This is a genomic window from Kocuria rhizosphaericola, assembly GCF_044462205.1.
In the GTDB taxonomy this organism is placed as follows: domain Bacteria; phylum Actinomycetota; class Actinomycetes; order Actinomycetales; family Micrococcaceae; genus Kocuria; species Kocuria rhizosphaericola.
Genome location: NZ_JBISWK010000082.1, coordinates 1 through 23,460 on the forward strand (window position 1 = coordinate 1; position 23,460 = coordinate 23,460).

Genomic DNA, 23,460 nt, shown 5'->3' on the forward strand with positions numbered 1-23,460 from the left:
GGCGTGCCCGGGCCGGGCCCGGACCCGGCTCGGGCTCAGGCGGTCGTGAAGAGGACCAGGGCGCCCAGCACGAACACCGTGGAGGCGGCGAGCGCGCACGCGAACTCCACGACGATCCCCAGGCCCGCCGCCTTGAGCCCCGCCCAGCTGGCGTCCAGCGCCGCACGGAGGTCGCGCCGGCGGGCGGTCTCGCTCAGCAGCAGGCCCACGAAGAACCCCACGAGGATCCCGACCACCGGGATGACGAACAGCCCCACCACGGCCCCGGCCGCGGCGTAGAGGAGGGAGCGGTTGGGGATCTGCCGGCGTTTCAGCCGGGTCCCCGTGAGCACGGCGCTCGCGGCCATTCCGGCGACCGCCAGCACGGAGCCCACGGCCAGGACGGTCCAGCCCTCCACGGCCTGGACCGTGAACGCCCAGACCAGCAGCCCGACCACGATCAGGATCGAGCCCGGCAGGACCGGCACCACGACGCCGAGGCACCCGACGACGAGCAGGACGGCGGTGATGAGGGTCGCGATGATCTCGGCAGTCACGTCCTCATCGTAGGCGGCACGCCCGGCGAGGACCGCACTCCATACTGGTATCTGCTTTGCTGATCAGCTGAGCAGGTGAACTCCGTGCACGCATCCGCACGTCCCCGGGGGCGGACGTCCTGGCACCGCCGAGCCGGCCGACCGGTCCGCCTGTGGATGGCGCGGTCCTGCTGCTCGTCGTCCTCTTCCACCGCCGGATCCCGGAGACGCGGTGGCTGCTGGTGCACGTCGTCACCCTGGGGCTCGTGACCAACTCGGTCCTGGTGCGGTCCCAGCACTTCACCGGCTCCCTGCTGAAGAACCGGGTGCCCGACGACGCCCGGGGCCGGCAGCCGGCCCGGACATGGCTGCTCAACGCCGGCACCGTGCTGCTGGTCGTGGGGCTCCTCACCGGCTGGTACGGGCTGGTGCTCGTCGCGTCGACCGCCGTGGGCTCCGCGGTGGCCCGGCACGGCGGGGCCCTGCTCCGGCAGCTGCGCACGGCGCTGCCGTGCCGGTTCGCCGTGACCGTGCGCTACCACGTGCTCGCGGCCTTCCTGCTGCCGGCGTCCTGTGGTGGGCGGCCACCGTGGTCGCCGCCGTCCTCGTCGTGGTCCTGCGCGGGTTCGACGCGGCGGCGCTCTTCGCGTTCGTCCCGCTCATGGTCTCCGCCGCCCGGACCTCGGTGGCGGGGCGCCCGGCCGCCGGGGCGGACCTCGAGGCCGCCCCCCGGAGAGGGCGCCGAGGTCCGCTCCCCCGTGCTCGAGCCGTCGGGGAGGGCGCGCAGGAGGACGGCCGCCGGGTGCCCCGGGTGGACCTCGACGTCGCGGAGGGCGAGCACGACATCACCCCCGGGGAGTCCCTGGTCCACTGCTTCGAGGCGGTGCGCTCCGGCATCTGGCTCTACCACTGCTCCACCGCGCCGATGAGCACGCACGTGGCGGCGGGCATGTTCGGCGCCGTGGTGATCGACCCGCCGGGGCTCCCGGAGGTGGACCGCGACTACCTCCTCGTGCAGAACGAGACGCACCTGGGCCCGCCCGAGGACCTCCCTGTGACGAGGAGACGGAGGTGGACGCGGGGGTGGATCCCGCCGGGATCCCGGCCGGCGCCCCCAGCCTCACGGTCTTCAACGGCCACGCCACCCAGTACCTGCACGAGCCGCTGACCGCCCGCACCGGCGAGCGGGTGCGGATCCGGGTCCTCGCGGCCGGTCCGTCCACGGGGCTGAGCTTCCACGTGGCGGGCGGTCAGTTCGACACCGTCCACACGGAGGGCGCCTACCTCCTGGAGCCCAGGGGCGTGTCGACCGGAGGGGCCCAGGCCCTCGACCTGGCACCCACCCAGGGCGGCTTCGTGGAGCTGGAGTTCGCCGAGCCGGGCACCTGCCCCTTCGTCAACCACTCCCTCGTGGAGGCCGAACGAGGCGCCCGCGGCCCGATCGAGGTCACCGGCTGACCCGTCCCCCGCCGGGCGGGGCCCGCGCTGTCCCCCCAAGAGGCCGCAGACCGGGACGGGCGGGCCCTCCTAGCCTGGAACGGATGGCCACCACCGTCCTGGACCCCGCGCGCCCCGGCACCGAGAGGGCCGGCACCGGGGAACCCGCCCCGCGCGGTTCCCCGTGGTTCCTGCTGGCCTCCGTGGTGCTGCTCCTGGTCGGGACCGGTGGGCTCTTCCACGCCAACACCCCCGGGTGCTGCGGGCCGCCCCCCGGCGACGGGCCGAGCCGCACCGCCCCCGTCCCGGAGCCGTGGGGCGACGACGTCCTGGCCGCCGCCGAGCTCTCCGGGCTCCCGCCCGAGATCGTGGCCGCCCAGCTGGACGTCGAGAGCCGGTGGGACCCGCGGGCCGTCAGCCACGCCGGGGCGCAGGGCCTCGCCCAGTTCATGCCGGACACGTGGAAGCGCTACGGGCGGGGCGACCCCTTCGACCCGCGGTCCGCCATCCGCGCCCAGGGCGTCTACCTCAAGGACCTGCGGCGCATGGTGCAGGGGCTGGCACCCGCCTCGGCCCAGGAGGAGATCGACCTGGTGCTCGCCGCCTACAACGCCGGGCCCACGGCGGTCCTGCGGCACGGCGGGATCCCCCCGTTCGCGGAGACCCGCGGCTACGTGGCGCAGATCCGCGAGCTCGCGGCCACGAAGTACGCCGGGATCGGCGCCTGAGCCGCGGTCAGCCGGCGGCCCGCCGGCTCCTCGCGAGGCCCCGCAGCGCCCGCCGGGCCGCGTGGTACCCGGCCATGCCGTGCACCCCACCGCCCGGCGGGGTCGACGACGAGCACAGCCAGACCCCCGGCACGCCGGTCGCGTAGGGGTCGGCCTGCACGGCCGGCCGGAACACCTGCTGCAGCCCGTCCAGGGCGCCGCCGCCGATGTCCCCGCCCACGAGGTTCGCGTTCCACGCCTCCAGCCGGGACGGCGAGGTGTCCACGCGTCCCCGGATCCGGTCGCGGACCCCGGGGGCGAAGCGCTCGAGCTGGTCGAGCACCCGCTCCCCCGCCCTCGGGTCGTCGCACCCGTGCGGGACGTGGGCGTAGGCCCACAGCACCTGCCGGCCCGCGGGTGCCCGGGACGGGTCGGCGGCCCCCTGCTGCGCCACGAGCACGAACGGGCGCTCCGGGAGCCGGCCCGCCCGTGCCTGCTCCTCCGCGGCACCGATCTCGGCGAGCGTCCCGCCCACGTGCACGGTCCCGGCCTCCGCCACGCGCGGGTCCCGCCACGGCACGGGGCCGTCCAGCAGCAGGTCCACCTTGTAGGAGGCCGTGCCGTAGCGCCACCGGGCCAGCGCCCGCCGGTACCGGTCCGGCAGCTCGAGCCCGCGCAGGCCCAGCACCTGCCGGGGCGTGAGGTCCAGCAGGACGACGTCGGCCGGTCGCACCCGGGCGAGGTCCGTCACCGGGGAGTCGACGAGCACCCGGCCGCCGTGCTCCACGAGATCGGCCACCAGGGCGTCGGCCACGGCCTGGGTCCCGCCGCGCGCGACCGGCCACCCCGTGGCGTGGGCGGCGGCGCCGAACAGCGTCCCGAAGGCGGAGGTCAGGGCGTGCCGCGGGGGCAGCACCGCGTGGGCGGCGGACCCGGCGAAGAGCCCACGGGCCTGCTCGGTGCGGAACAGCGCCCGCGCCGTGGCCGCGGCGGGCCACGGCGCGCGCAGGCCGAAGGACGCCAGCGCCCGCGGGTGCTCCGGCGCCCGCACGAGCGGGCCCAGCACCGACTCGACCGTCTCCTCCCAGCGCTCCACCACGCCGCGGTGCAGCAGGGACCAGGCCCGGCCGTCCGCGCCCAGCCCTGCCGCCGTGCGCTCGAGCGAGCGGTGCAGCAGGCCCGGCGGGCCGTCGTCGAGCGGGTGCGCCGCGACGACCGGCGGATGCAGCCACTCCAGGCCGTGCCGGTGCAGGCCCAGCTGCGCGAACAGCGGGCTGGCCACGCCGAAAGGGTGCACGGCGGAGCCGAGGTCGACCACCGTGCCGGCGCCGAGCGCGGCGGAGGAGCGTGCCGCGCCCCCGGCCGAGCCCGCCGCCTCGTGGACCGTGACGTCGAGCCCCGCACGGGCCAGCACCACGGCCGCGGCCAGCCCGTTGGGCCCCGAGCCGACGACCGCGGCCGTTCCCTGCACGGGCCGTCCTACCCGGCCAGTGCGCTGCGCATGGTCCGCAGCGCCACGGACAGGGACGCGAGCTCGGCGGAGGCCTCACCCGTGTCCTCGGCCTCGATCTCCCCCAGCACGTCGCGCAGCCGGCTCAGGCGGGACTCGTTGCTGGACTCCCACGACTCGACCTTCTCCCGCGCGCCCTGCCCCGGCGCCTCGAGCGCCTGGTCGGCAAGGGCCACCAGGGTCGCGTAGACGTCCTCCCGCATGGACATCCGCGCGAGGTTCTCCCAGCGCGTGGTCTGCGGCAGGCCGGTGATGCGGTTGAGCAGGCTCTCGATGCGGTAGCGGTCGTAGAGCCGGAAGTAGACCTTGGCGATGGTCTTGATCTGCTCCTCGTCGAGGCCGCCGTCCTCGGCGATCGCCTCGCCGGAGGCGTGGGCGAGGCGGGCGACGTCGAGCAGCGCGAACGCGTCCAGCAGCTGCGACCACTCCGTGGCCAGGGGCCCGGGGACGCCCTGGCGCTCGGCGGCCTCCGCCCGGGAGTCGACCCGCTGCCGGGAGTCCTCCCCGAGCAGCCGGTCCTCGAGGAACCGGATGTCCACGGTGGGCTTGTAGCGGTCGATGACCTCGGCCACCGGGTTGGCGGTCTCCTCCCGGTTGATGAGCCAGCGCACCACGCGGTCCAGCAGGCGGCGCATGTCCAGGAACATCCGGTCCCACATCTCGGTGGGCACCTCCGCGGGCAGCTCCCGGTGCTGGTGGGCGTAGCGGTCGATCTCGTAGATCTGCACCGCCGCCACGAAGGCCCGCGCCACCTCCACGGGTCCGCAGCCGGTCTCCTCCATCACGCGGTAGACGAAGGGGATGCCGCCGTAGTTGACCATCTGGTTGGCCACCACCGTGCCGATGATCTCGGCGCGCAGGGGGTGGGTGCCGACGAGCTCGCCGAAGCGCTGCGTGATCTGCTCCGGGAAGTAGGCCTCCAGGACCTCCACGAACCACGGGTCCTCGGCGAGGCCGCCCTCGACCAGGGCCTCCGAGAGCTGGATCTTGGCGTAGGCCGCCAGCACGGACAGCTCCGGGGACGTGAGCCCGTGGCCGGTGCGGACCCGCTCGCGCAGCTGCTCGTCGGAGGGCAGGAACTCGATCTCCCGGTCGAGGTCGGCCGCCTCCTCGAGCCAGTGCATGAACCGGATGTAGGCCTCGTTGAGGGACCGCACGCGCGCCCGCTCCGTGGTGAGCAGCACGTTCTGGGCCACGTTCGTCTCGAGCACCAGCCCGGCGACCTCGTCGGTCATGGCCTCGATGAAGCCGGCGCGCTCCTCCGCGGAGAGCTCCCCGGCCACGACCATCCGGTCCACGAGGATCTTGATGTTGACCTCGCGGTCGGAGGACTCCACGCCGCCGGAGTTGTCGATCGCGTCCGTGTTGATCAGCACCCCGTTCAGTGCGGCCTCCACGCGGCCGAGCTGGGTGCAGCCCAGGTTGCCGCCCTCGCCGACGACCTTGGCCCGCAGGTCCTGGCCGTCGACGCGGATCGAGTCGTTGGCCTTGTCCCCCACGTCCGAGGAGGTCTCCTGCGCCGACTTCACGTACGTGCCGATCCCGCCGTTGTACAGCAGGTCGGCGGGCGCCGTCAGGATGGCCCGCATCAGCTCGATCGGGGAGAGCTCCTCGACGCCCTCGGCGAGGTCGAGGGCCTCGCGGACCTGCGGGGAGATCGGCACGGACTTCGCGGTGCGCGAGTACACGCCGCCGCCGGCCGAGATCTTCTCCGGGTCGTAGTCCTGCCACGAGGACCGGGGGCGTCCGAAGAGGCGCTCGCGCTCGGCGTAGGAGACGGCCGGGTCCGGGTCGGGGTCGAGGAAGATGTCGCGGTGGTCGAACGCGGCCAGCAGCCGGATGTGCTCGGACAGCAGCATGCCGTTGCCGAACACGTCGCCGGACATGTCCCCCACGCCCACCACGGTGAAGTCCTCGGCCTGGGTGTCGACGCCGAGGGCGAAGAAGTGCCGCTTCACCGACTCCCACGCCCCCCGGGCGGTGATGCCCATGGCCTTGTGGTCGTAGCCGACCGAGCCGCCGGAGGCGAAGGCGTCCCCGAGCCAGAACCCGTACTCCGCGGAGATCGCGTTGGCGGTGTCCGAGAAGGAGGCCGTCCCCTTGTCCGCGGCCACCACGAGGTAGGCGTCCTGGCCGTCGCGGTGCACCACGTTCTCGGGGTGCACGGCGACGTCCTGGCCGGACTCGTCCCGGACGAGGTTGTCGGTGATGTCCAGCAGAGAGGCGATGAACAGCTTGTAGGCCTCCCGGCCCTCGGCCACCCAGGCGTCGCGGTCCACGGCCGCCTCCGGCAGCTGCTTGGGGTAGAACCCGCCCTTCGCCCCGTTGGGCACGATCACCGAGTTCTTCACCATCTGCGCCTTGACCAGGCCCAGGACCTCGGTGCGGAAGTCCTCGCGGCGGTCCGACCAGCGCAGGCCGCCGCGGGCCACGGGCCCGAAGCGCAGGTGCGTGCCCTCGACCCGCGGGGACCACACCCAGACCTCGAACATGGGGTGCGGCAGCGGGGCCGTGCTGATCCGCCGGGGGTCGAGCTTGAACGCCATGGTGGGGCGGTGCCGGTACACGTTGGTGCGCAGGGTCGCGGCCATGATCTCGGCCAGCGCGCGCAGCAGCTTGTCCGCGTCCAGGGTCGGCACCTTGTCCAGGGCGTCGATGAGCCGGCCCTGCGCGGCGTCGCGCTGGGAGCCGCGCACGGCGTCGTCGAGCGCCGGGTTGAAGCTCGCGTCGAAGAAGTCGACCAGCGCCCGGGTGACGTCGGGGAACGCCAGGAGCGTGTCCGCGATGTAGTCGAACGAGTTGGGGTGCCCCAGCTGGAGGAGGTACCGGACGTAGGAGCGCAGCACGGCCACGGTCCGCCACGTCATGCGCTCCGTCAGGACCAGCCGGTTCAGGGAGTCCGACTCGGAGCGGTTGGACAGCACCGCGCACAGCGTGTCCTCGATGAGGTCCTCGGTCTTGGCGTCCTCCGGGCCGGTCGCGTCCACGCCCTCCGGCAGCCGCACCCCGAAGTCGTAGAGCTGGAAGTGCCGGCCGTCGGCGGGGGTGATCTCGTACGGCTTCTGGTCGAGGACCTTCAGGCCGAGGTTCTGCAGCATGGGCAGCAGCTCGGTGAGGGACAGGGACCGGGTGAGGTAGATGTTCAGCCGCACGCCCCCGGGGTCGTCGACGACGCGCACCTCCGCGGGCAGGTCCGGGTCCCGCCCCCACAGCTCCTCGCAGCGCTGGAGGTCCTCGATCGCCTCCTCGATCTCGTAGTCCGCCCGGTAGGCGTCCGGGAACGCCTCGGCCCAGTTCTCGGCGTGGTCCCGTGCGAGCTCCTCCGGGAAGTTCTGGTGGATCGCGCGGGCCAGCGCCTCGGACCAGGACCGCACCGCGGCCCGCAGCCGCGCCTCGAGGCCCGCGCGGTCGAAGGACTGCACCTGGCCGGTGTACGGGAGCCGGATGCGGAAGAACAGGCGGGCGAGGGTCGATGAGGAGAGCCGGGCGTCGAAGTCGATGGACTCGGCGTCGAAGGTGCGCCTGAGCTCCGCCTCGATCCGCCCGCGCACCGACGTGTTGTACCGGTCGCGGGGAAGGAAGACGACCGCGGACATGAACCGCCCGAAGTGGTCCTGGCGCAGGAACAGGCGGGTCTGCCGCCGTTCGTCCAGCCCCATGACCCCGCGCATGATCTCGAAGAGCTCGTCCGCGGTCATGTGGAACAGCTCGTCGCGCGGGTAGTCCTCGATGTTGCCCATGAGGTCCCGCGCCGAGTGCGAGTCCTCCAGGAAGCCGAACCGCTCGGCCACCTCGGCCATCTTCTCCTTGATCAGCGGCGTCTCGCGGGCCGGCGTGTTGTAGGCGCGGCGGGTGAACAGACCCAGCACCAGGTACTCGCCCACGATCCGGCCCTCGTCGTCGTACTTCGCGACGCCGATGTAGTCGAGGTACTCCCGGCGGTGGATCGACGAACGGCGGTTGGCCTTCGTGATGAACAGCGTGCCGGCCTCGCGCGCGTGCTCCCGGCCCAGCCCGGTCAGGACCTGCCGGTGCGGCTTGCGGTCGTGCTCCACGAGCAGGCCCAGACCGGTCCCGGGGCGGCTGGTCAGGGCGAGGCCCTCGCCGGAGTCCTCGAGGTCGTACTCCTTGAACCCCATGAGGATGAAGTTTCCCCGGACCAGCCAGCGCAGGAACTCCTGGGACGGTCCGATCAGCGGCGGGTGCCCGCCCTCGGGCAGGTCCAGCTGCCGCAGCCGGTCGAGCTCCTCGGCGAGCCGTCCGACGCGCTCCTTGAGCTCCGGCTGGTCGTCGTCGACCCGCCGGACGTCCTCGAGCAGGCTCGAGAGCCGGTCCACGAGCTCCTGGGCGGTCTCGTCCGAGATCTGCCGGGACAGCTCCACGGAGATCCAGGACTCCACGACGTGCGTGGTGCCGCCGTCCGAGCGGAGGCCGGCCAGGCTGGGCAGCGCGGTGGTGTCGCCGCTGGAGGTGGCCGAGAAGTCCGGCACCTGCTGGAGCTCGCGCAGCTCGTGGGTGTCCGCGTCCCGGGCGGCGACGAGCACGGGGTGGATGACCAGGCGGGCGCCGCCCCACTTGGCGGCGATCTCCGCGGACACGGTGCTCACGAGGTAGGGGACGTCCTCGGTGACCACGAAGACCACGGAGGTCGAGTCCTCCTGGCGCACGTCCACGGCGGTCTTCCGCGGCGCCCGGACCCGGCCCACCTCGTGGTGGTGCTCGGCCCGCTCGCGCAACTGGTCCTCGGTGCGGGCGAGGAGGTCGTCCTGCGGGACGTGGCGGTAGTACTCGTTGATCCACGCCCGGTCCCCGGTCCACTCGGGGGCCCTCGGGATCACCCGGATCGCCTCGGTCCGGTCCTCGTCGGGGATCGTGTACTGGTCAGAGGCCACAGCCGCATCACGCCTTCGTCGCCGTGGGCGGCCGGGGTCACGTTCTGTGCGCCACCGTCGCCGCCGCAGGGGTGGACGGCACCTCGTGGGACCGTCCCTGATGGCCTCAGCTTATTGAAGGAACCCGGGGCTGTCAGGGTGCGGTGGACTCCGACACGTCATCTCGCAGGCGCGCGGCGCCGAGGGCCTCCGTCCGCACGGGCACCACCTCGCAGTTGCGGACCCGGGGGTGGGCCTCTCCGTTGAGCTCGGAGACCGTCAGGCGGATGAGCGAACCGTGCGCCACGACCAGCACGCTGCGACCGGGGTGTTCGTCGCGGATCCGGCGCAGGGCGGCCAGGCCGCGGCGGGCCACCGCGTCCGCCGGCTCGCCCGCGGAGAGGATCAGCTCCCGCGCGGATCCCTCGAGCCCGCCCAGGCGCGAGCCCTCGTGCGGGCCGAAGCTGCGCTCCACGAGCTCGTCGTAGGTCGCCGCGAGCTCGAGGCCCAGGGCGTCGCCGATGATCCGCGCGGTCTCCACGGCTCGGCCCAGCGGGGAGGAGACCAGCACGTCCCAGCCGAGGTCCTCGGCGCGCAGGTGCCTGCCGGCGGCCCGGGCCTGCTCGCGCCCGGCGTCGTTGAGCGGGACGTCCGTGGCGCCCTGGAGCCGCTCCTCGAGGTTCCAGTCGGTCTGGCCGTGGCGGATGAGCACGATGCGTCCGGGGGTGTTCACGTCCCCCACTCTGGGCGACGGCCCGCCCCGGGGCAAGCGGGACGGCCGGAGCCTGCGACCGCGCGGGCCGGGGCTCCGGCCGCCCCCGACCGCTACTGCTGGTCCTCCGGGCGGGGAGCGCGCTCGCGCTCCTCGACGGCGGAGCGCACCTCCGGGCTGTCGGTGTCGTCGACCCACGGGTCCGTCTGCCGGTGCTCCTCCACGTGGTCGGGCTGGAGGCCGGCCACCTCGCCGGCGACCTCCTGCTTCATCTGGTCGTCCAGTTCCGCGCTGTGCTTGGTGTTGCCTCGCTCGGCCATGTCGATCTCCTTGCTGGGATGGGACCTTGCTGGGATGGGACCTCGCCGGTCAGGGGCTCTGCCGGTACGGTGTCCGCTGCCGGCCCGGTCTGCGGCCTCGGAGGGTCGCGCCGGGGGCGGCCGACGGTCAGCCGGGCTCCTCGTCGGGCAGGCCCCGCTGGGCCCGGTCGGCGGCCTCGGAGGACCCCTCGGGCAGCGGGTCGACGGCCGGCGGGACCTGCCCCGGCGCCCAGTCCTGCAGCCCGGCGGCCACCCGTTCCTGCTCGGTGGCCGCGGCGAGGGCGTCGTCGTCGAGCCGTTCCGGCATGCCTGCGTGCCCCTGGTGGATGCGGCGGGGCAGGGCGTCCTCCTCGGGCTGGATGACGTCGTCGAGGCCCGGCGTGTCGTCGTTGTTCGGGGTGGTCACGGCAACCTCCTTCGCGAAAACGTGCGTCCACCCTAGCGAACCGGGCGGGTCCGGGGAAGAGCGGGCGCCAGGGGCCCGGGCGGGGACACGGACGGCCTGCGGCGCGAGGTCCTGGACGAACCGGGGCATTGCGGGTTGAGTGGCACGCATGACCACCTTCACGTTCAGCTCCCGCGTGCCCCATCCCGTCGAGGACGTCTTCGCCTGGCACGCCCGCCCTGGGGCGCTCACACGGCTGACCCCCGCCTGGACGGGATCCGTGGTGGAGGAGTCCTCGCCCCCGCTGCGGGACGGGACGCGGTCCCGGCTCCGGGTCGCCGTGCCCGGCTCCTACGGGCTGGCCTCGGTGCCCTGGACCGCGGAGCACCACGGCTTCGTCCCGGGCCGGGAGTTCCGCGACCGGATGGTGAAGGGCCCGCTCGCCTCGTGGGAGCACCACCACCGGTTCGACGACGACGCGAACGGCGGCACCCTGGTCACCGACACGGTGGAGTACGCCGCGCTGCCGGGCAGCAGGGCGTTCGGGGACCGGCTGATGAGCCCGGCCCTGGGACGCCAGTTCGAGGCCCGCTCCCGGCGGCTGGCCGCCGACCTCGACTTCCACAGCCGCTACCCCGGCCGCCCCCTGACCGTCGCCATCACGGGGGCATCGGGCACCATCGGCGTCCAGCTCGCCGCGCTGCTCGGCACCGGGGGCCACACGGTCCTGCGCTTCGTGCGCCGCGAGGCGCGCACCCCCCTCGAGATCTCGTGGGACCCGGCGGCCGGGGAGCTGGACCCCGCCGCGCTGCGGGGCGTGGACGTCGTGGTGAACCTGGCGGGGCGCAACATCGGCGGGCGGCTCACGGACACGGCGAAGGAGCAGATCCACGACTCACGGGTGCTCGGCACCCGGCTGCTCGTCCGGGCCCTCACCGCTCTCGGCGACGAGGCCCCCTCCGCACTGGTCAACGCCTCAGGGGTCGGGTACTACGGGGCGGACACGCACGGGGAGACCGTCACGGAGAAGTCCCCGCCGGGCGACGACTTCCTCGCCGAGGTCTGCACGGACTGGGAAGGGGCCGCCCAGGACGCCGAGGCCATCGGCACGCGCGTGGTCACGATGCGCACCGGGGTGGTGCAGAGCCCCGCCGGCGGTGCCCTCAAGGCCCAGCTGCCCCTGTTCCTCGCGGGACTGGGCGGACGGCTCGGTTCCGGGGACCAGTGGCTGAGCTGGATCTCGCTGGACGACGTGGTGGGCCTGTTCGCCCACGCGGTGCTCTCCCCCGGCCTGCACGGGCCCGTCAACGCCGTGGCCCCGATGCCCGTGACGGGCCGTGACTACGCCCGGACCCTCGGGAAGGTCCTCGGCCGGCCGGCCCTGCTGCCCACACCGGGGTTCGGGCCGAAGCTCGTGCTCGGCACCGAGGGCGCGGAGCTCATGGCGCTCGCGGACCAGCGGGTCTCGGCGGACCGCGCCATCGACCGCGGCTACCGGTTCCGCCACCCCGACCTCGGCTCGGCGCTGCGGGAGGAGCTCGGCCGCTTTTGACCCCTCCCCGCCGGGCCCCGGCCGCCGAAGTCACCACTTCTGCCCGAGCTCACCGCAGGTCGACGGTGGTCTCGGGCAGAAGTGGTGACTTCGCGGAAGGGGTCGGTGTCAGAGGCGGCCGGAGACCGGGAACCGCTCCCAGGCGCGGTGGCTCTTCATGAGCGTGACCACCTGCTCGACCACGGCGGCGGAGTCCTTGCCGGAGACCACGCCGGGCGCGCCCCCGGGCAGACCCGCCGCGGCGAGCACCTGGCCCTTGGCGCCCCAGGTGCCGATGGCCTTGGCCTGGCGGAACACCTCGCCGAGCAGCAGGTGCACGCGCGGGTCCACGCCGCCGGTGCTGACGGCTCCGGCCTTCGCGTCGAGACCCTGCTGCGCGTCCGGGGCCGGGGGGACGGCACCGGCCACGAGCACCGAGTCGAACTCGACGGAGCGCGCCGTGAGATAGGTCCGGTGGGCCACGACCTTCCCGCCGCGCCCGACCGGCCCGCCGTGCGGGGCGATGACCAGCGGCACCATCCCGGCGTTGTCGATCGCGGAGACCACGGCCACGAGGTCGTTCTCGTCCGGGTCCGGGCCCACCACGATGCCCACCTGGCGGCCGTCGAGGGGCCACTGCCCGCCGACCTGCGACAGGGCCGGGCTCGGCTTGATCTTCCCGTGCTTGACGGTCGGCTTCGGCGCCGGCAGGCCCAGTCCCTGGGCGACCACGGCGCAGAGCTTCTCGTCGACGTTGGCGAGCGCCTGCAGCTGGCGCTCCTTGACCGACTGCTCCCAGCACTTGCCGAGCTCGAAGGTGTACGCCTGCGCGATGTGCTCCTTCTCGACCTCGCTCATCGACAGCCAGAACAGGCGGGTCTGGCTGTAGTGGTCGTCGAAGGACACGGGGTTCCCGCGCTCCTTGACCGACTCCGCGACCGAGGCCGGGTGGTCGATGAAGGGGCGGGCCGGCTCCTCGGCGGGGAAGGGGTTGTTCCCGTCCAGCGAGTTCGGGTGGTAGGGCGCGACGCCGGAGTGCACGGCGGTCTGGTGCATCCCGTCCCGCAGCATGTCGTTGACCGGGGCGTGCGGGCGGTTGATCGGCAGCTGCGTCCAGTTGGGCCCGCCCAGCCTGCTGAGCTGGGTGTCCAGGTACGAGAACAGCCGGCCCTGCAGCAGCGGGTCGTTGGTGACGTCGACGCCGCGGACCAGGTTGTTGGGGTTGAAGGCGACCTGCTCCGTCTCGGCGAAGAAGTTCGACGGGTTGCGGTTGAGCGTCATCAGCCCGACCGGCTCGACGGGCGCGAGCTCCTCCGGGACGATCTTCGTGGGGTCGAGCAGGTCGATGCCCTCGAAGACCTGCTCCTCGTTGTCCTCGAAGACCTGCACCCCGAGCTCCCACTCGGGGTGGGCGCCGGCCTCGATGGCATCGGCGAGGTCCCGGCGGTGCACGTCGGGGTCCATGCCCATCGCGATCTGCGCCTCCTCCCACAGCACCGAGTGCACGCCGAGCTTCGGCTTCCAGTGGAACTTCACGAGCACGCTGCGGCCCGCGTCGTCGACGAGGCGGAACGTGTGGACGCCGAAGCCCTCCATCGTGCGGTAGGACCGGGGGATGCCGCGGTCCGACATGTTCCAGATCGTGTGGTGCTGCGCCTCGGTGTGCAGCGAGACGAAGTCCCAGAAGGTGTCGTGGGCGGACTGCGCCTGCGGGATCTCGCGGTCCGGGTGGGGCTTGCCCGCGTGGATGACGTCCGGGAACTTGATGGCGTCCTGGATGAAGAACACGGGGATGTTGTTGCCCACGAGGTCCCAGGTGCCCTCGGAGGTGTAGAACTTCGTGGCGAAGCCGCGGGTGTCCCGGGCGAGGTCGGCGGAGCCGCGCGAGCCGAGAACGGTGGAGAAGCGCACGAAGACCGGGGTCTCCACGTCCTTCTGGAACACCGCGGCGGAGGAGATCCTGCTCGCGGTGCCGTAGGAGCGGAACACCCCGTGGGCGCCGGCGCCACGGGCGTGCACGACGCGCTCCGGGATGCGCTCGTGGTCGAAGTGGCTGATCTTCTCCCGGAAGTGGTGGTCCTGCAGGAGCACGGGCCCGCGCCGGCCGGCCTTCAGGGAGTGGTCCGTGTCGCTGCGCCGGGCGCCGTGGGCGGTGGTCAGGTGCTCCCCGCCCTGGGCGTTGAGGGTCGGGTCGATCCCGGTGTCCTGGCCCGTGGGGCTCACGGGCTCGGGCGTGCCCTGGTCGGGCTTGGGCGGCAGGGGAGGGCGGGGCGTGGTGGGCTCCGCGACGGGTGCGGTCTCGCTGCCGGGGACGCCGGGGGTCATGGACGTGCGTTCCTCGGTCTTCTGCCTGATCCTGTTCAGCCTCTTGCGCATGGTGGACCTCCCGGTCGTCGTCACGTGGTCGGCACCGGTCGGGCCCCGTCCGCACGGACCGGAACGACCAGCTCACTGATCATTACTGCACTCCCGTGAGGCAGGACACAACCCCTGGGCCGTGCCTCCGCGCAGGGTGAACAGCCGGCGGCGGCCTGGCCGGACACCGCCCGCCACCGGAAGGGACCCCCTCGGCGGCGCGGCCGAGGGGGTCCGGGACGGGGGGAATCAGTCCTCCTGGACGTCGATCCGCTCCTTGCGCACGGTCTCCTCGACCACCTCGGTGCGCTCCGTGCGGCGCACGGCCAGCCGCACACGCTCGTAGGGCACGCGCACCGTCTGCACCACGGGCACCTCCCGGTAGAGGATGACCTCGTCCTCCCCCACCGGCAGCTCCTGGCCGGCGAGGAACGCCTCGCGCTCCTCCTCGGTGACGGGAGTGCGGATCTCCTCGACGTCCTCGGACGCCAGGGTCTGCTCCGCGCGCACGGGCTCCTCCACCACGTACTTGCGCAGCCGGGTCCGTCCGGTCTCGACCCGCTCCGTCCCGACCTGCAGCCGCTCCTCGTGGCGGACCACGGAGGGGCTCGACTCCTGGTGCTCACCGCGCACGGACCCGGCGCCCCCGGGGCCGCGGTCCTCGCCGCCGGCGACGTGGCGACCGGCACCGCGCTCCGCCGTGTCCCGGTCCCCGGCGGCCGGGGCGGTGGCGTCCCGGCCGGACGCCTCCTGGTCGTAGGCCTGGCCGCGGGCGCCGGACGGCTCGTCGCGCCCCTCACCGCCGACGCTCTCGCGCCCGTGGCCCGCCGTGGCGTCCGCCCCGGTCAGCGACTCGCCGGTCTCGCGCACGTTCGTGCCGTCGTCGCGGCCGGAGTCGTCGCCGTGACGGACGGCGTCGTCGTCCCCGGCGTCGATGTTGTAGGCGGGGGCCCCGCCGCGCGGGTCGCGCGTGTCGGTCGGGCCCGTGGTGGCGGAGCCGCCGATGTCGCCGTCCTCCCGCCCGTAGGCGTTGTGGTCCCAGAGCTCGGTCGCCGAGCTGGGCGCGTGGCGCTCCACCCCGGTGTCGTCGGTGTCCCGTCCGCCGGCGCGCCCGGCGGTGGACTCCTCGTGGGCGGATTCCTGGTCGTACGGGCGGTCGTCGGAGGTGGACATCGTGGACTCTCCTCGGGTTTGCTGTCGTCGTGCAGATTTTATCAGCGTGCTGAGTGGTGGTGCAGACCACTCTACGGGGGACCGGCCGCCGGCACGCCCCCACCCCCGCCCTTGTCCACCCGCTCCCGCGGTGCCAGTATCGATGCATGAGCACCATGACCGTCCTCGCGGCCGGCGGCGCCGAGGCCGTGCGGACGGGAGCGTGGGAGAGCGGTGCGACGGTGGCCGGAGCGGTCGTCGTCGTGCTGATGGTCGCCGCCTCGTTCTCCCTGCTGCGCAGCCCGGCCCAGGATCCCGTGCTGCGCCTGCTGTGGTTGCTCATGATCCTCGCGTTCCCGGTCGCCGGCGCCGGACTGTGGTTCGCGCTGGGCCGCCGGGCCCCCCGCCCGCAGGACCCGCACCCCGCGTAGTCCCCTCCACCCCCTGGGAGACCCGGCCGAGAAAGGAATCCGCATGAGCTACACCCAGGACGGGCACGGGTTCTTCACCCGGGCCCTCGACGCCGAGGACCGCGGGCGGCTCGACGAGGCCGAGACCGCCTATCAGCAGGCCATCGTCCTCTTCGAGGAGGAGGGCGACTCCGCCCAGGAGCAGGCCGCCTGCCACTACAACCTGGGCCACCTCTACCTCGGGATGAACCGTCCCGGCCGTGCCGTCACGGCCTACGAGAACGCTCTCGGGCTCTTCTGCCACATCCCGGGCAGCGGCAAGCACAAGGCCCGCACGCATCTGATCCTGGGCAGCCTGCTGCTCGAGCTGGACCGCGCCCACGACGCCGAGGAACACCTCCTCGACGCCCTGGGCCAGTACCTCGACGCCCCGCACGAGGCGCAGGACCAGGCGCAGTGCCACGTCAATCTGGGGCGGGTGTACGAGCTGGGCGAGCGCCACACCCAGGCCATCACCGCGTACAACCGAGCCCTGGACTTCTACCAGGAGACCGAGGCCACGGCCACGGACCAGGCGGAGTGCTTCACCGCCCTGGGCCGGCTCTACGAGCGCGCGGGCCGGATGAAGGAGTCCGGGGCCGCCTACGCGGCGGCCGCCCGCCTGCGCTGGGCCGCCGAGCAGCAGCGCCTGGAGCAGCAGAGCCCCGCCCGGGACGCCGGCGTGCCCGAGGGGGAGGACCGCCCATGAGCTCACGCCTGGTCTACGGCTGCATGACCATCGGCGGGTCGTGGGACGACACCCCGGCGAGCGCCCGGACCGTGGACCGCGCCCGCGCCGCGGTGCACGCCGCGCTGGACGCGGGCATCACCGACTTCGACCACGCCGACATCTACGCCCACGGGAAGTCCGAGGCGGTCTTCGGCGAGCTCCTCGCGGAGGACCCGGAGCTGGGACGGAGAGCGACGCTCCAGACCAAGTGCGGGGTGCGGCTGCCGGGCAACACCGCCGCGCCCGGCGCGCCGACCCACTACCGGCTGGACCGGGACACGATCCGGAGCAGCCTCGAGGGATCCCTGCGCCGGCTCCGCGTGGACTCGGTGGAGCGGCTCATGCTGCACCGGCCCGACCCGCTGGCCGACCCCCGGGAGGTCGCGGGAGCCCTGGACGAGCTGCGCAAGGAGGGTCTGATCCGCTCCGTGGGCCTGTCCAACATGTCGACCCGCCAGCTCTCGCGCTACCAGCAGCTGCTCACCATGCCCGTCACCGCGGTGCAGCTCGAGCTGAGCCTGCGGCACCGGAGCTTCGTGGAGCAGCAGATCCTGGCCAACCACCCCGAGGGCGCGGAGCACTCGTTCCCGGAAGGACTCCTGGAGTACTGCGCGGCCGACGGCATCGAGGTGCAGGCGTGGGGCGCCCTGGCCCGCGGCCTGTACACCGGTGCGCCGATCCCTCCGGAGGACCAGCACGCCGCGGCCACCGCGGCGACGGTCCACCGGATCGCCGCCGCGCACGGCACCTCCGGCGAGGCGGTGGTCCTCGCGTGGCTCCTGAAGCACCCCGGCGGGATCCGCCCGGTGCTGGGGACCACGGACCCGGAGCGGATCGCCGCGTGCGCCGGGGCGGAGGAGCTCGCGTCCCGGATGGGCCACGAGGACTGGTACGCCCTGCTCACCGCGGCGCGCGGCCGGTCCGTCCCCTGAGCCCGCACCGGACGCTCAGCCGGTGAGCCGCGCGCCCAGCTCCTCCGCCGCCTCCTGGAGGGCGGGCACCATGTCCACGAGGTCCTCGACCCGGTGCCGGAACACCGGTGCGGACAGTGCGAGCGCGCCGACGCAGCCCCCGCCCGGCCGCAGGACGGGCACCGCGACGGCGACCATCCCCACGTCGTGCTCCTGGTCCTGGGTGGCCCACCCCTCCCGCCGGATCCGCTCGACCCGCCGGCGCAGCTCGTCCCGGTCCGTGAGCGTGCTCGGGGTGCGCGCCTCGAGCTCGACCGTGTCGACGAGGTGCTCGCGCACGTCCTCCGGGGCGAACGCGAGCAGGCACAGCCCCAGGGCCGAGGAGTTCAGCGCGCCGCGGTAGCCGGGGTCGGAGGTGACCCGGAAGTCAGGTCCGTCCTCCTTGGCGAGGGTGTGGAAGCGGTCGCCGTCCAGCACCGCGAACAGGCAGGACTCCCCCGTGCGCTCGACCATCCGCCGCAGCACGGGCACGACCGTCCCGGTGATCCCGAGGCGCTGGGCCACGCTGTGGGCGGCGTGGAAGATCTTCAGCCCCAGGACGTAGCGCCGGTCCTCCTGCAGCTCGGCGAAGCCGTCCCGGACGAGGGCGTTGAGCAGCCGGTACGTGGTGCTGAAGGGGTATCCGCAGATCTTGGTGGCCTCGGCGGCGGTCAGCCCGCCGGGGTGCTCCCCCAGCAGCTCCAGCAGGCCGAGGGCCTTGCCCACCATGTCCTGGCGGGCGGGCCCCGCCGCCTCCGGGGCCGTCACCGGGGGCATCCGGTGACGGGGACGGCGGTCCGGCTCGGTGTTCTCACAGCGGGGCTCCGTTCGGTCTGCGGTTGACATGTGGACGAGCTCACAGCGATCATAATCACAAAATAGAAGTAGTTTCCACAATATGAGAGTCGGTTCGTGTTGTGGACCGAGCCGGAGGACTTCCATGAGCTCAGCAGCGACGACCGCCGAGACCACGGCCTCACCGCCGTCCGGCAGGACGCCCCGCAAGGCCGCACTGGCCGGCTGGATCGGCAGCGCCCTCGAATACTACGACTTCGCGGTCTACGGCACCGCCGCCGCCCTGGTGCTCAACCACCTCTTCTTCCCCGCCGGGACGTCCCCCGGCGTGGCCATCCTCTTCGCCATGGGCACCGTGGGCGTGGCCTACATCGTCCGGCCGCTGGGCGCGCTGGTGATGGGCCCGCTGGCGGACCGGTTCGGCCGCAAGTTCGTGCTCATGCTCACGCTGTTCATGATCGGCGGGGCCACCTTCGCCGTCGGGTGCCTCCCCACCTACGACCAGGTGGGGATGCTGGCCCCGGCCCTGCTCGTGCTGTGCCGCGTGGTCCAGGGCCTGTCCGCCGCGGGCGAGCAGGCGAGCGCCATCTCCATGTCGCTCGAGCACGCCGACGAGGACCGCCGGGCGTTCACCACGAGCTGGACCCTGCAGGGCACCCAGTTCGGGACCCTGCTGGCCACCGCCGTGTTCATCCCCTTCACCCTCCTGCCGGAGGAGGCGCTGTTCAGCTGGGGCTGGCGCGTGCCGTTCTGGCTCTCCGCCGCCGTCGTGGTGGTCGCCTACCTGATCCGCCGCCACCTGGAGGAGCCCCCGGCCTTCCGGGAGGCCCGCGCCGAGGCGCCCGCGGAGCAGCCGGAGTCCCCGCTGCGGGTGCTCCTGAGGCACCACCGGGCCGCCGTGGTCCGCATCGCCGCGGCCGCCATGATCAACACGGTCAACGTGGTGTTCACGGTGTGGTCCCTCTCGTTCGCCACCTCCGTGGTCGGCCTCGACCGCTCCACCATGCTGTGGGTCTCCGTGCTGGCCAACGCGGTCGCCCTGTTCGTGATCCCGGTCGTGGCCGTGCTCGCCGACCGGATCGGCCGCAGGCCCGTCTTCCTCGCGGGGGTGCTCGGGCCCGCCGTGCTGATGTACCCCTACCTCTCGGCGGTGCACGCCGGGGACTGGCCGCTCGTCTTCCTGCTCGGCGCGGTCATGTCCGGGTGCTTCTACTCGATGGCCAACAGCATCTGGCCCTCGTTCTACGCCGAGATGCTGCCGCTGCGGGTGCGGGTCACCGGACTGGCGCTGGGCACGCAGATCGGCTTCGCGGTCTCGGGCGGCTTCGCGCCCGTCCTCGCCTCCGCCGTGGCCGGTCCCGCCGGCGACAACTGGCTGGGCGTGGCCGTGTTCGTCACGGTCGCGTGCCTGATCTCCGGCGGCGCCGCGCTCACCGCGAAGGAGACGGCGAAGAAGTCCCTCGACGAGATCGACGCGCTGCACACCTCGCGCACCGAGGCCGCCGAACTGCGCGCCCTGGACGCCGAGGCGCGGGCCGCCGCAGCGCAGAGCGCCACCGAGCCGGCGGGTGCGGAGCCGGCCGTCTCCGGAGCGGGACGCTGATGCGCACCTCGATCGCGACGGTCTGCCTCTCGGGCACCCTCGAGGAGAAGATGCACGCCGCCGCGGCCGCAGGCTTCGACGGGATCGAGGTGTTCGAGCAGGACCTGGTCGTCTCCCCCTCCTCCCCCGAGGAGATCCGGGATCTCGCCGGGCAGCTGGGTCTGAGCCTGGACCTCTACCAGCCCTTCCGGGACTTCGACGCCGTGGGCCCGGAGCAGCTCGCCGCGAACCTGCGGCGGGCCGAGGCCAAGTTCCGGCTGATGAACCGGCTCGGGGCGGAGACCGTGCTCGTGTGCTCCAACGTGGCCACGGCGGAGATCGACGACGACGAGGTCATGGCCGGGCAGCTGCGCCGGCTCGGCGAGCTCGCCGCCCGCTACGACGTGCGGCTGGCCTACGAGGCGCTGGCCTGGGGGAAGTTCGTCAACGACTTCGAGCGCGCCCAGCGGATCGTGGACCTCGCCGGCCACCCGGCCGTGGGGACCTGTCTCGACAGCTTCCACATCCTCTCCCGCGCCTGGGACCCGGCGCCGATCGAGGACATCGCGGCGGAGAAGATCTTCTTCGTGCAGCTGGCCGACGCCCCGCTGCTGAGCATGGACGTCCTGTCCTGGTCCCGCCACCACCGGGTGTTCCCCGGCGAGGGCGACTTCGACATGGTCGGGTTCATGTCCCACCTGGTCCGCGCGGGCTACGACGGGCCGGTGTCCCTGGAGATCTTCAACGACGCCTTCCGCCAGGCCGACGTCAACCGCACGGCGGTCGACGGGCTGCGCTCCCTGCGCTGGCTCGAGGACCGGACCCGGCGGGCCCTGGCCGGCGAGCGGACCCGGGACACGCTCGAGCTCCAGCCGCTGCCCGCGGTCGAGGAGCCGGCCGGCTACGACTTCGTGGAGATCCGCACCGGACGGCTCGGCGAGACCACCCGGCTCCTGCACCAGCTCGGTTTCGCCCTGGGCGGGCACCACCAGTCCAAGGAGAACGTGCAGGTGTGGGTGCAGGGACCGGTGCGCGTCGTCGTCAACGACGCGGTCCTGGACGGCTCCCCCACCGAGGTCGCCGCCCTCGGCTTCGAGGTCGCGGACCCGGACGCCGCCGTCGAGCGGGCCGCCCGGCTCAAGGCCCTGCCCGTCCCGCGCTCCCAGGGCCCCGGCGAGCAGGTCCTGCGCGGCGTGTTCGCCCCGGACGGCACGGAGATCTTCTTCTGCGAGCGCACGGCGGACGGGAGCCCGGCCTGGCTGGGCGAGTTCGGCGCGGACGACGAGCTCGGGACCGGAGCCCTGGTCGCCGGGGTGGACCACGTCAACATGGCCCAGCCGTGGCAGCACTACGACGAGGCCGTGCTGTTCTACACCTCGGTGCTCGCCCTCGAGGCGCAGGCCTCGCAGGACGTCCCCGGCCCCTCGGGGCTGGTGCGCAGCCAGGTGATGCGCTCGGCCGGCGGCGCGGTGCGGATGCCGCTCAACGTGGCCCCGGCGGCCGCCGAACAGGGCTCCTTCGTGGGCGCGGCCTACCCCGAGCACGTGGCGCTGTCCTGCACGGACGTCTTCGCCGTGGCTCGGCGGGCACGCCGGCGCGGGCTGAAGTTCCTGCCCGTGCCGCAGAACTACTACGAGGACCTCGACGCCCGCTTCGACCTCGACGCGGGGTTCGTGGCCGCCCTGCAGGAGCTGCACCTGCTCTACGACCGGGACGCCGAGGGCGAGTTCCTGCACTTCTACACGGAGACCCTGGGCACGGTGTTCTTCGAGGTGGTCGAGCGCCGCAACGGGTACGCCGGCTTCGGCGCGCCCAACGCCCCGGTCCGCCTCGCGGCGCAGTACCGGCGCTCGCAGGCGGCCCACCGGGCGCGCACGGAGGCCTGAACGGGGCGGGTCAGCGGAAGACGCGCGGACCCGCGTGGGGGGCGAGGAGCTCCTGCTGCTCCGCCGAGATGCGCAGCACCGTCCCCGTGGCGGGCACGAAGAACGCGAGCTGGGTCTCGGCCCGCACGCACGCCCGGCGCGAGACCACGTCGGTGATCTCGAAGCCCAGCGTCAGCGCCCCGCCGCGGGCCGAGACCACCCACACCCGGACCTCCACGGGCGTGTTGCGGTACTCGAGGGGACGGAGGTACCTGATCCGGTTCTCGGTGATCAGCGCCTGGGTGCCCTCCGGCAGCGCGGAGAAGAAGGGGATCAGCGGGGGCTCCACCTGGTCACCCGTGCCCACGGGCACGCCCAGGGCCGAGATCCGCGCCTCCTCGAGCAGCCGCACGACCTCCACGTTGTTCACGTGCCCGTACGGGTCCATGTCGCCCCAGCGCATGGGCACCCGGCACAGCACACCGGACTCGTCCTCCACCCTCATGCGGTCCGTCCTCCTCGGTCGTCGAACTCCGGTGCGCGCGGCACGCCCGTGCGCACGGCACCGGCGTCCTACATCGTAGGCCCGTGCCCTCCTGCCGGGCGGCCCCGTCATGTCACACGGCGCCCGTGCCCAGCGACGGGTGCGACAATGTCGGCTGACCCGGGCCCTGTCCCGACGACCGGCGAGGAGCGGCGCGATGCCCCGAAGTGCCCGCACCACCCGCCGCTCCGTGTGGGCGGTCCGGGTCCTCGTCCCCGTGCTCGCGCTGGGCCTGGTCTGGCTGATCGCCGGCTGGGCCGTGTTCCAGCATCCCCGGACCGACGCCCCGGCGCGCTCGGACGCCCTCCTCGTCCTGGGCCCTCCGGACCGGACCCGCATGGCCGAGGCGCTGCGGCTCATGGACGCAGGGGTGGCGCCCGTGCTCGTCGTGGCGAACCCCGGCACCCGGGACCTCGGCGACGCCTCGGGGAAGATGTACTACGCGCGGGCCGCGCAGATCTGCGCGGAGGACGGCGGCCAGGACTACGAGGTGATCTGCTTCCGGCCCGACCCCTCGACCACCCAGGGCGAGGCCATGGAGCTGCGCGCGCTCAGCGAGCAGCGCGGGTGGGACCACGTCAGCGCGCTCACGTACCGCCAGCACGTCGCCCGGGCCCGCCTGCTGCTGGGACGCTGCTACTCCGGGGAGCTGGACGTGCTCTCCTTCGACTACCCGGCCGTGCCGAGAGGCCACCTTCGGGAGTTCGTCTACCAGTCCGGCGGCTTCGTGAAGGCCTGGCTCACCCCCGGCTGCGATCAGCAGCTGCCCGGGCAGCCGAAGTCCGTGGACTGACCGGACCGCTCAGCCGCCCCGGTCCGCGAGGTCGCGGATCCACTCGACGGACCGGCGGTCGCCCTCGGAGGAGACCGTGTGGGCGTCGTCGCGCCCGGAGAGGACGTCCCCCGCGGAGGGCCGCGGCGTCCCGGGCCGGTGGGGGCCGCCGGAGGCGGCGATCCCGGCGACCCACGCCTCGGAGTCCACGCCGCGGTGCGCGTCCGCGGCCAGGCGGGCCCGGGCTGCGGCGACGGTGATGGGGTCCACGGGGTCGG

Annotated in this window: 21 protein-coding genes; 10 read left to right on the forward strand and 11 right to left on the reverse strand. The window is 73.6% G+C overall.

What is annotated here, in order from left to right; all coding sequences use genetic code 11:
* Positions 1-35: 35 nt before the first annotated feature.
* Positions 36-536, reverse strand: a complete 501-nt coding sequence (locus ACH9D2_RS08615; RefSeq protein WP_396362430.1) for a DUF456 domain-containing protein — start codon at positions 534-536, stop codon at positions 36-38.
* 568 nt (positions 537-1,104) lie between these two features.
* Between ACH9D2_RS08615 and ACH9D2_RS08620 the strand changes: the two genes are divergently transcribed.
* From ACH9D2_RS08620 to ACH9D2_RS08630, 3 genes are all read left to right on the forward strand, one after another.
* A complete protein-coding gene (locus tag ACH9D2_RS08620; protein WP_396362431.1) occupies positions 1,105-1,683 on the forward strand; it encodes a hypothetical protein in 579 nt (192 codons plus the stop codon).
* Positions 1,587-1,973 carry a hypothetical protein gene (locus tag ACH9D2_RS08625; protein ID WP_396362432.1) on the forward strand — a complete coding sequence of 129 codons (387 nt, stop codon included), beginning with the start codon at positions 1,587-1,589 and terminating at the stop codon, positions 1,971-1,973. Before ACH9D2_RS08620 ends, ACH9D2_RS08625 begins: the two co-directional genes overlap by 97 nt.
* A gap of 83 nt (positions 1,974-2,056) precedes the next feature.
* The gene (locus ACH9D2_RS08630) at positions 2,057-2,680 is read left to right on the forward strand and encodes a lytic transglycosylase domain-containing protein (protein WP_396362433.1); all 624 of its coding nucleotides are present in this window, start codon (positions 2,057-2,059) and stop codon (positions 2,678-2,680) included.
* Between the two features lie 7 nt (positions 2,681-2,687).
* On the opposite strand, the gene ACH9D2_RS08635 is transcribed toward ACH9D2_RS08630, so the two are convergent.
* From ACH9D2_RS08635 to ACH9D2_RS08655, 5 genes are all read right to left on the reverse strand, one after another.
* Entirely contained in the window at positions 2,688-4,130 is a 1,443-nt protein-coding gene (locus ACH9D2_RS08635) for a phytoene desaturase family protein (RefSeq protein WP_396362434.1), read from the reverse strand.
* 8 nt (positions 4,131-4,138) lie between these two features.
* Positions 4,139-9,061 (reverse strand): NAD-glutamate dehydrogenase domain-containing protein, encoded by a 4,923-nt coding sequence (locus tag ACH9D2_RS08640; RefSeq protein WP_396362435.1) that lies wholly within the window; start codon positions 9,059-9,061, stop codon positions 4,139-4,141.
* A gap of 133 nt (positions 9,062-9,194) precedes the next feature.
* Positions 9,195-9,773, reverse strand: a complete 579-nt coding sequence (locus ACH9D2_RS08645) for a histidine phosphatase family protein (RefSeq protein WP_396362436.1) — start codon at positions 9,771-9,773, stop codon at positions 9,195-9,197.
* Between the two features lie 92 nt (positions 9,774-9,865).
* Entirely contained in the window at positions 9,866-10,072 is a 207-nt protein-coding gene (locus ACH9D2_RS08650) for a hypothetical protein (RefSeq protein WP_396362437.1), read from the reverse strand.
* A gap of 127 nt (positions 10,073-10,199) precedes the next feature.
* The gene (locus ACH9D2_RS08655) at positions 10,200-10,478 is read right to left on the reverse strand and encodes a hypothetical protein (RefSeq protein WP_396362438.1); all 279 of its coding nucleotides are present in this window, start codon (positions 10,476-10,478) and stop codon (positions 10,200-10,202) included.
* Between the two features lie 148 nt (positions 10,479-10,626).
* On the opposite strand from ACH9D2_RS08655, the gene ACH9D2_RS08660 reads away from it, so the two are divergent.
* Entirely contained in the window at positions 10,627-12,009 is a 1,383-nt protein-coding gene (locus ACH9D2_RS08660; protein WP_396362439.1) for a TIGR01777 family oxidoreductase, read from the forward strand.
* A gap of 108 nt (positions 12,010-12,117) precedes the next feature.
* On the opposite strand, the gene ACH9D2_RS08665 is transcribed toward ACH9D2_RS08660, so the two are convergent.
* Positions 12,118-14,364: a catalase gene (locus ACH9D2_RS08665; protein WP_396362440.1), complete on the reverse strand. Its 2,247-nt coding sequence runs from the start codon at positions 14,362-14,364 to the stop codon at positions 12,118-12,120.
* A 228-nt stretch (positions 14,365-14,592) separates the two neighbouring features.
* Positions 14,593-15,516 (reverse strand): DUF2382 domain-containing protein, encoded by a 924-nt coding sequence (locus ACH9D2_RS08670; protein WP_396362441.1) that lies wholly within the window; start codon positions 15,514-15,516, stop codon positions 14,593-14,595.
* A 146-nt stretch (positions 15,517-15,662) separates the two neighbouring features.
* Here ACH9D2_RS08670 and ACH9D2_RS08675 point away from each other — a divergent pair, with 146 nt between their 5' ends.
* From ACH9D2_RS08675 to ACH9D2_RS08685, 3 genes are read left to right on the forward strand one after another with little or no spacing between them, the layout of a single operon-like run.
* Positions 15,663-15,926, forward strand: a complete 264-nt coding sequence (locus tag ACH9D2_RS08675; RefSeq protein WP_396362442.1) for a PLDc N-terminal domain-containing protein — start codon at positions 15,663-15,665, stop codon at positions 15,924-15,926.
* A 43-nt stretch (positions 15,927-15,969) separates the two neighbouring features.
* Complete coding sequence (locus ACH9D2_RS08680) at positions 15,970-16,653, forward strand: tetratricopeptide repeat protein (protein ID WP_396362443.1); 684 nt, start codon at positions 15,970-15,972, stop codon at positions 16,651-16,653.
* Positions 16,650-17,606, forward strand: coding sequence for an aldo/keto reductase (locus tag ACH9D2_RS08685; protein ID WP_396362444.1), 957 nt, complete (start codon positions 16,650-16,652; stop codon positions 17,604-17,606). Before ACH9D2_RS08680 ends, ACH9D2_RS08685 begins: the two co-directional genes overlap by 4 nt.
* A gap of 15 nt (positions 17,607-17,621) precedes the next feature.
* On the opposite strand, the gene ACH9D2_RS08690 is transcribed toward ACH9D2_RS08685, so the two are convergent.
* Entirely contained in the window at positions 17,622-18,392 is a 771-nt protein-coding gene (locus ACH9D2_RS08690) for an IclR family transcriptional regulator domain-containing protein (protein ID WP_396362445.1), read from the reverse strand.
* A 172-nt stretch (positions 18,393-18,564) separates the two neighbouring features.
* On the opposite strand from ACH9D2_RS08690, the gene ACH9D2_RS08695 reads away from it, so the two are divergent.
* Complete coding sequence (locus ACH9D2_RS08695) at positions 18,565-20,022, forward strand: MFS transporter (protein WP_396362446.1); 1,458 nt, start codon at positions 18,565-18,567, stop codon at positions 20,020-20,022.
* Entirely contained in the window at positions 20,022-21,887 is a 1,866-nt protein-coding gene (locus tag ACH9D2_RS08700) for a TIM barrel protein (RefSeq protein ID WP_396362447.1), read from the forward strand. Before ACH9D2_RS08695 ends, ACH9D2_RS08700 begins: the two co-directional genes overlap by 1 nt.
* A gap of 10 nt (positions 21,888-21,897) precedes the next feature.
* On the opposite strand, the gene ACH9D2_RS08705 is transcribed toward ACH9D2_RS08700, so the two are convergent.
* Positions 21,898-22,371 carry an acyl-CoA thioesterase gene (locus ACH9D2_RS08705; RefSeq protein ID WP_396362448.1) on the reverse strand — a complete coding sequence of 158 codons (474 nt, stop codon included), beginning with the start codon at positions 22,369-22,371 and terminating at the stop codon, positions 21,898-21,900.
* A gap of 196 nt (positions 22,372-22,567) precedes the next feature.
* On the opposite strand from ACH9D2_RS08705, the gene ACH9D2_RS08710 reads away from it, so the two are divergent.
* Positions 22,568-23,203, forward strand: coding sequence for a YdcF family protein (locus ACH9D2_RS08710; protein WP_396362449.1), 636 nt, complete (start codon positions 22,568-22,570; stop codon positions 23,201-23,203).
* Positions 23,204-23,212: 9 nt separating this feature from the next.
* Here ACH9D2_RS08710 and ACH9D2_RS08715 read toward each other — a convergent pair.
* Positions 23,213-23,460, reverse strand: a 248-nt coding sequence (locus ACH9D2_RS08715) for a hypothetical protein (protein ID WP_396362450.1), incomplete at its 5' end; no start/stop codon positions are given.

Bases quoted from the DNA above. Each gene is read 5' to 3' on its own strand.
- ACH9D2_RS08630 (WP_396362433.1), top strand. From the start codon at position 2,057: ATGGCCACCACCGTCCTGGACCCCGCGCGCCCCGGCACCGAGAGGGCC.
- ACH9D2_RS08650 (WP_396362437.1), bottom strand. From the start codon at position 10,072: ATGGCCGAGCGAGGCAACACCAAGCACAGCGCGGAACTGGACGACCAG.
- ACH9D2_RS08660 (WP_396362439.1), top strand. From the start codon at position 10,627: ATGACCACCTTCACGTTCAGCTCCCGCGTGCCCCATCCCGTCGAGGAC.
- ACH9D2_RS08665 (WP_396362440.1), bottom strand. From the start codon at position 14,364: ATGCGCAAGAGGCTGAACAGGATCAGGCAGAAGACCGAGGAACGCACG.
- ACH9D2_RS08670 (WP_396362441.1), bottom strand. From the start codon at position 15,516: ATGTCCACCTCCGACGACCGCCCGTACGACCAGGAATCCGCCCACGAG.
- ACH9D2_RS08675 (WP_396362442.1), top strand. From the start codon at position 15,663: ATGAGCACCATGACCGTCCTCGCGGCCGGCGGCGCCGAGGCCGTGCGG.
- ACH9D2_RS08680 (WP_396362443.1), top strand. From the start codon at position 15,970: ATGAGCTACACCCAGGACGGGCACGGGTTCTTCACCCGGGCCCTCGAC.
- ACH9D2_RS08685 (WP_396362444.1), top strand. From the start codon at position 16,650: ATGAGCTCACGCCTGGTCTACGGCTGCATGACCATCGGCGGGTCGTGG.
- ACH9D2_RS08695 (WP_396362446.1), top strand. From the start codon at position 18,565: ATGAGCTCAGCAGCGACGACCGCCGAGACCACGGCCTCACCGCCGTCC.
- ACH9D2_RS08700 (WP_396362447.1), top strand. From the start codon at position 20,022: ATGCGCACCTCGATCGCGACGGTCTGCCTCTCGGGCACCCTCGAGGAG.
- ACH9D2_RS08705 (WP_396362448.1), bottom strand. From the start codon at position 22,371: ATGAGGGTGGAGGACGAGTCCGGTGTGCTGTGCCGGGTGCCCATGCGC.
- ACH9D2_RS08710 (WP_396362449.1), top strand. From the start codon at position 22,568: ATGCCCCGAAGTGCCCGCACCACCCGCCGCTCCGTGTGGGCGGTCCGG.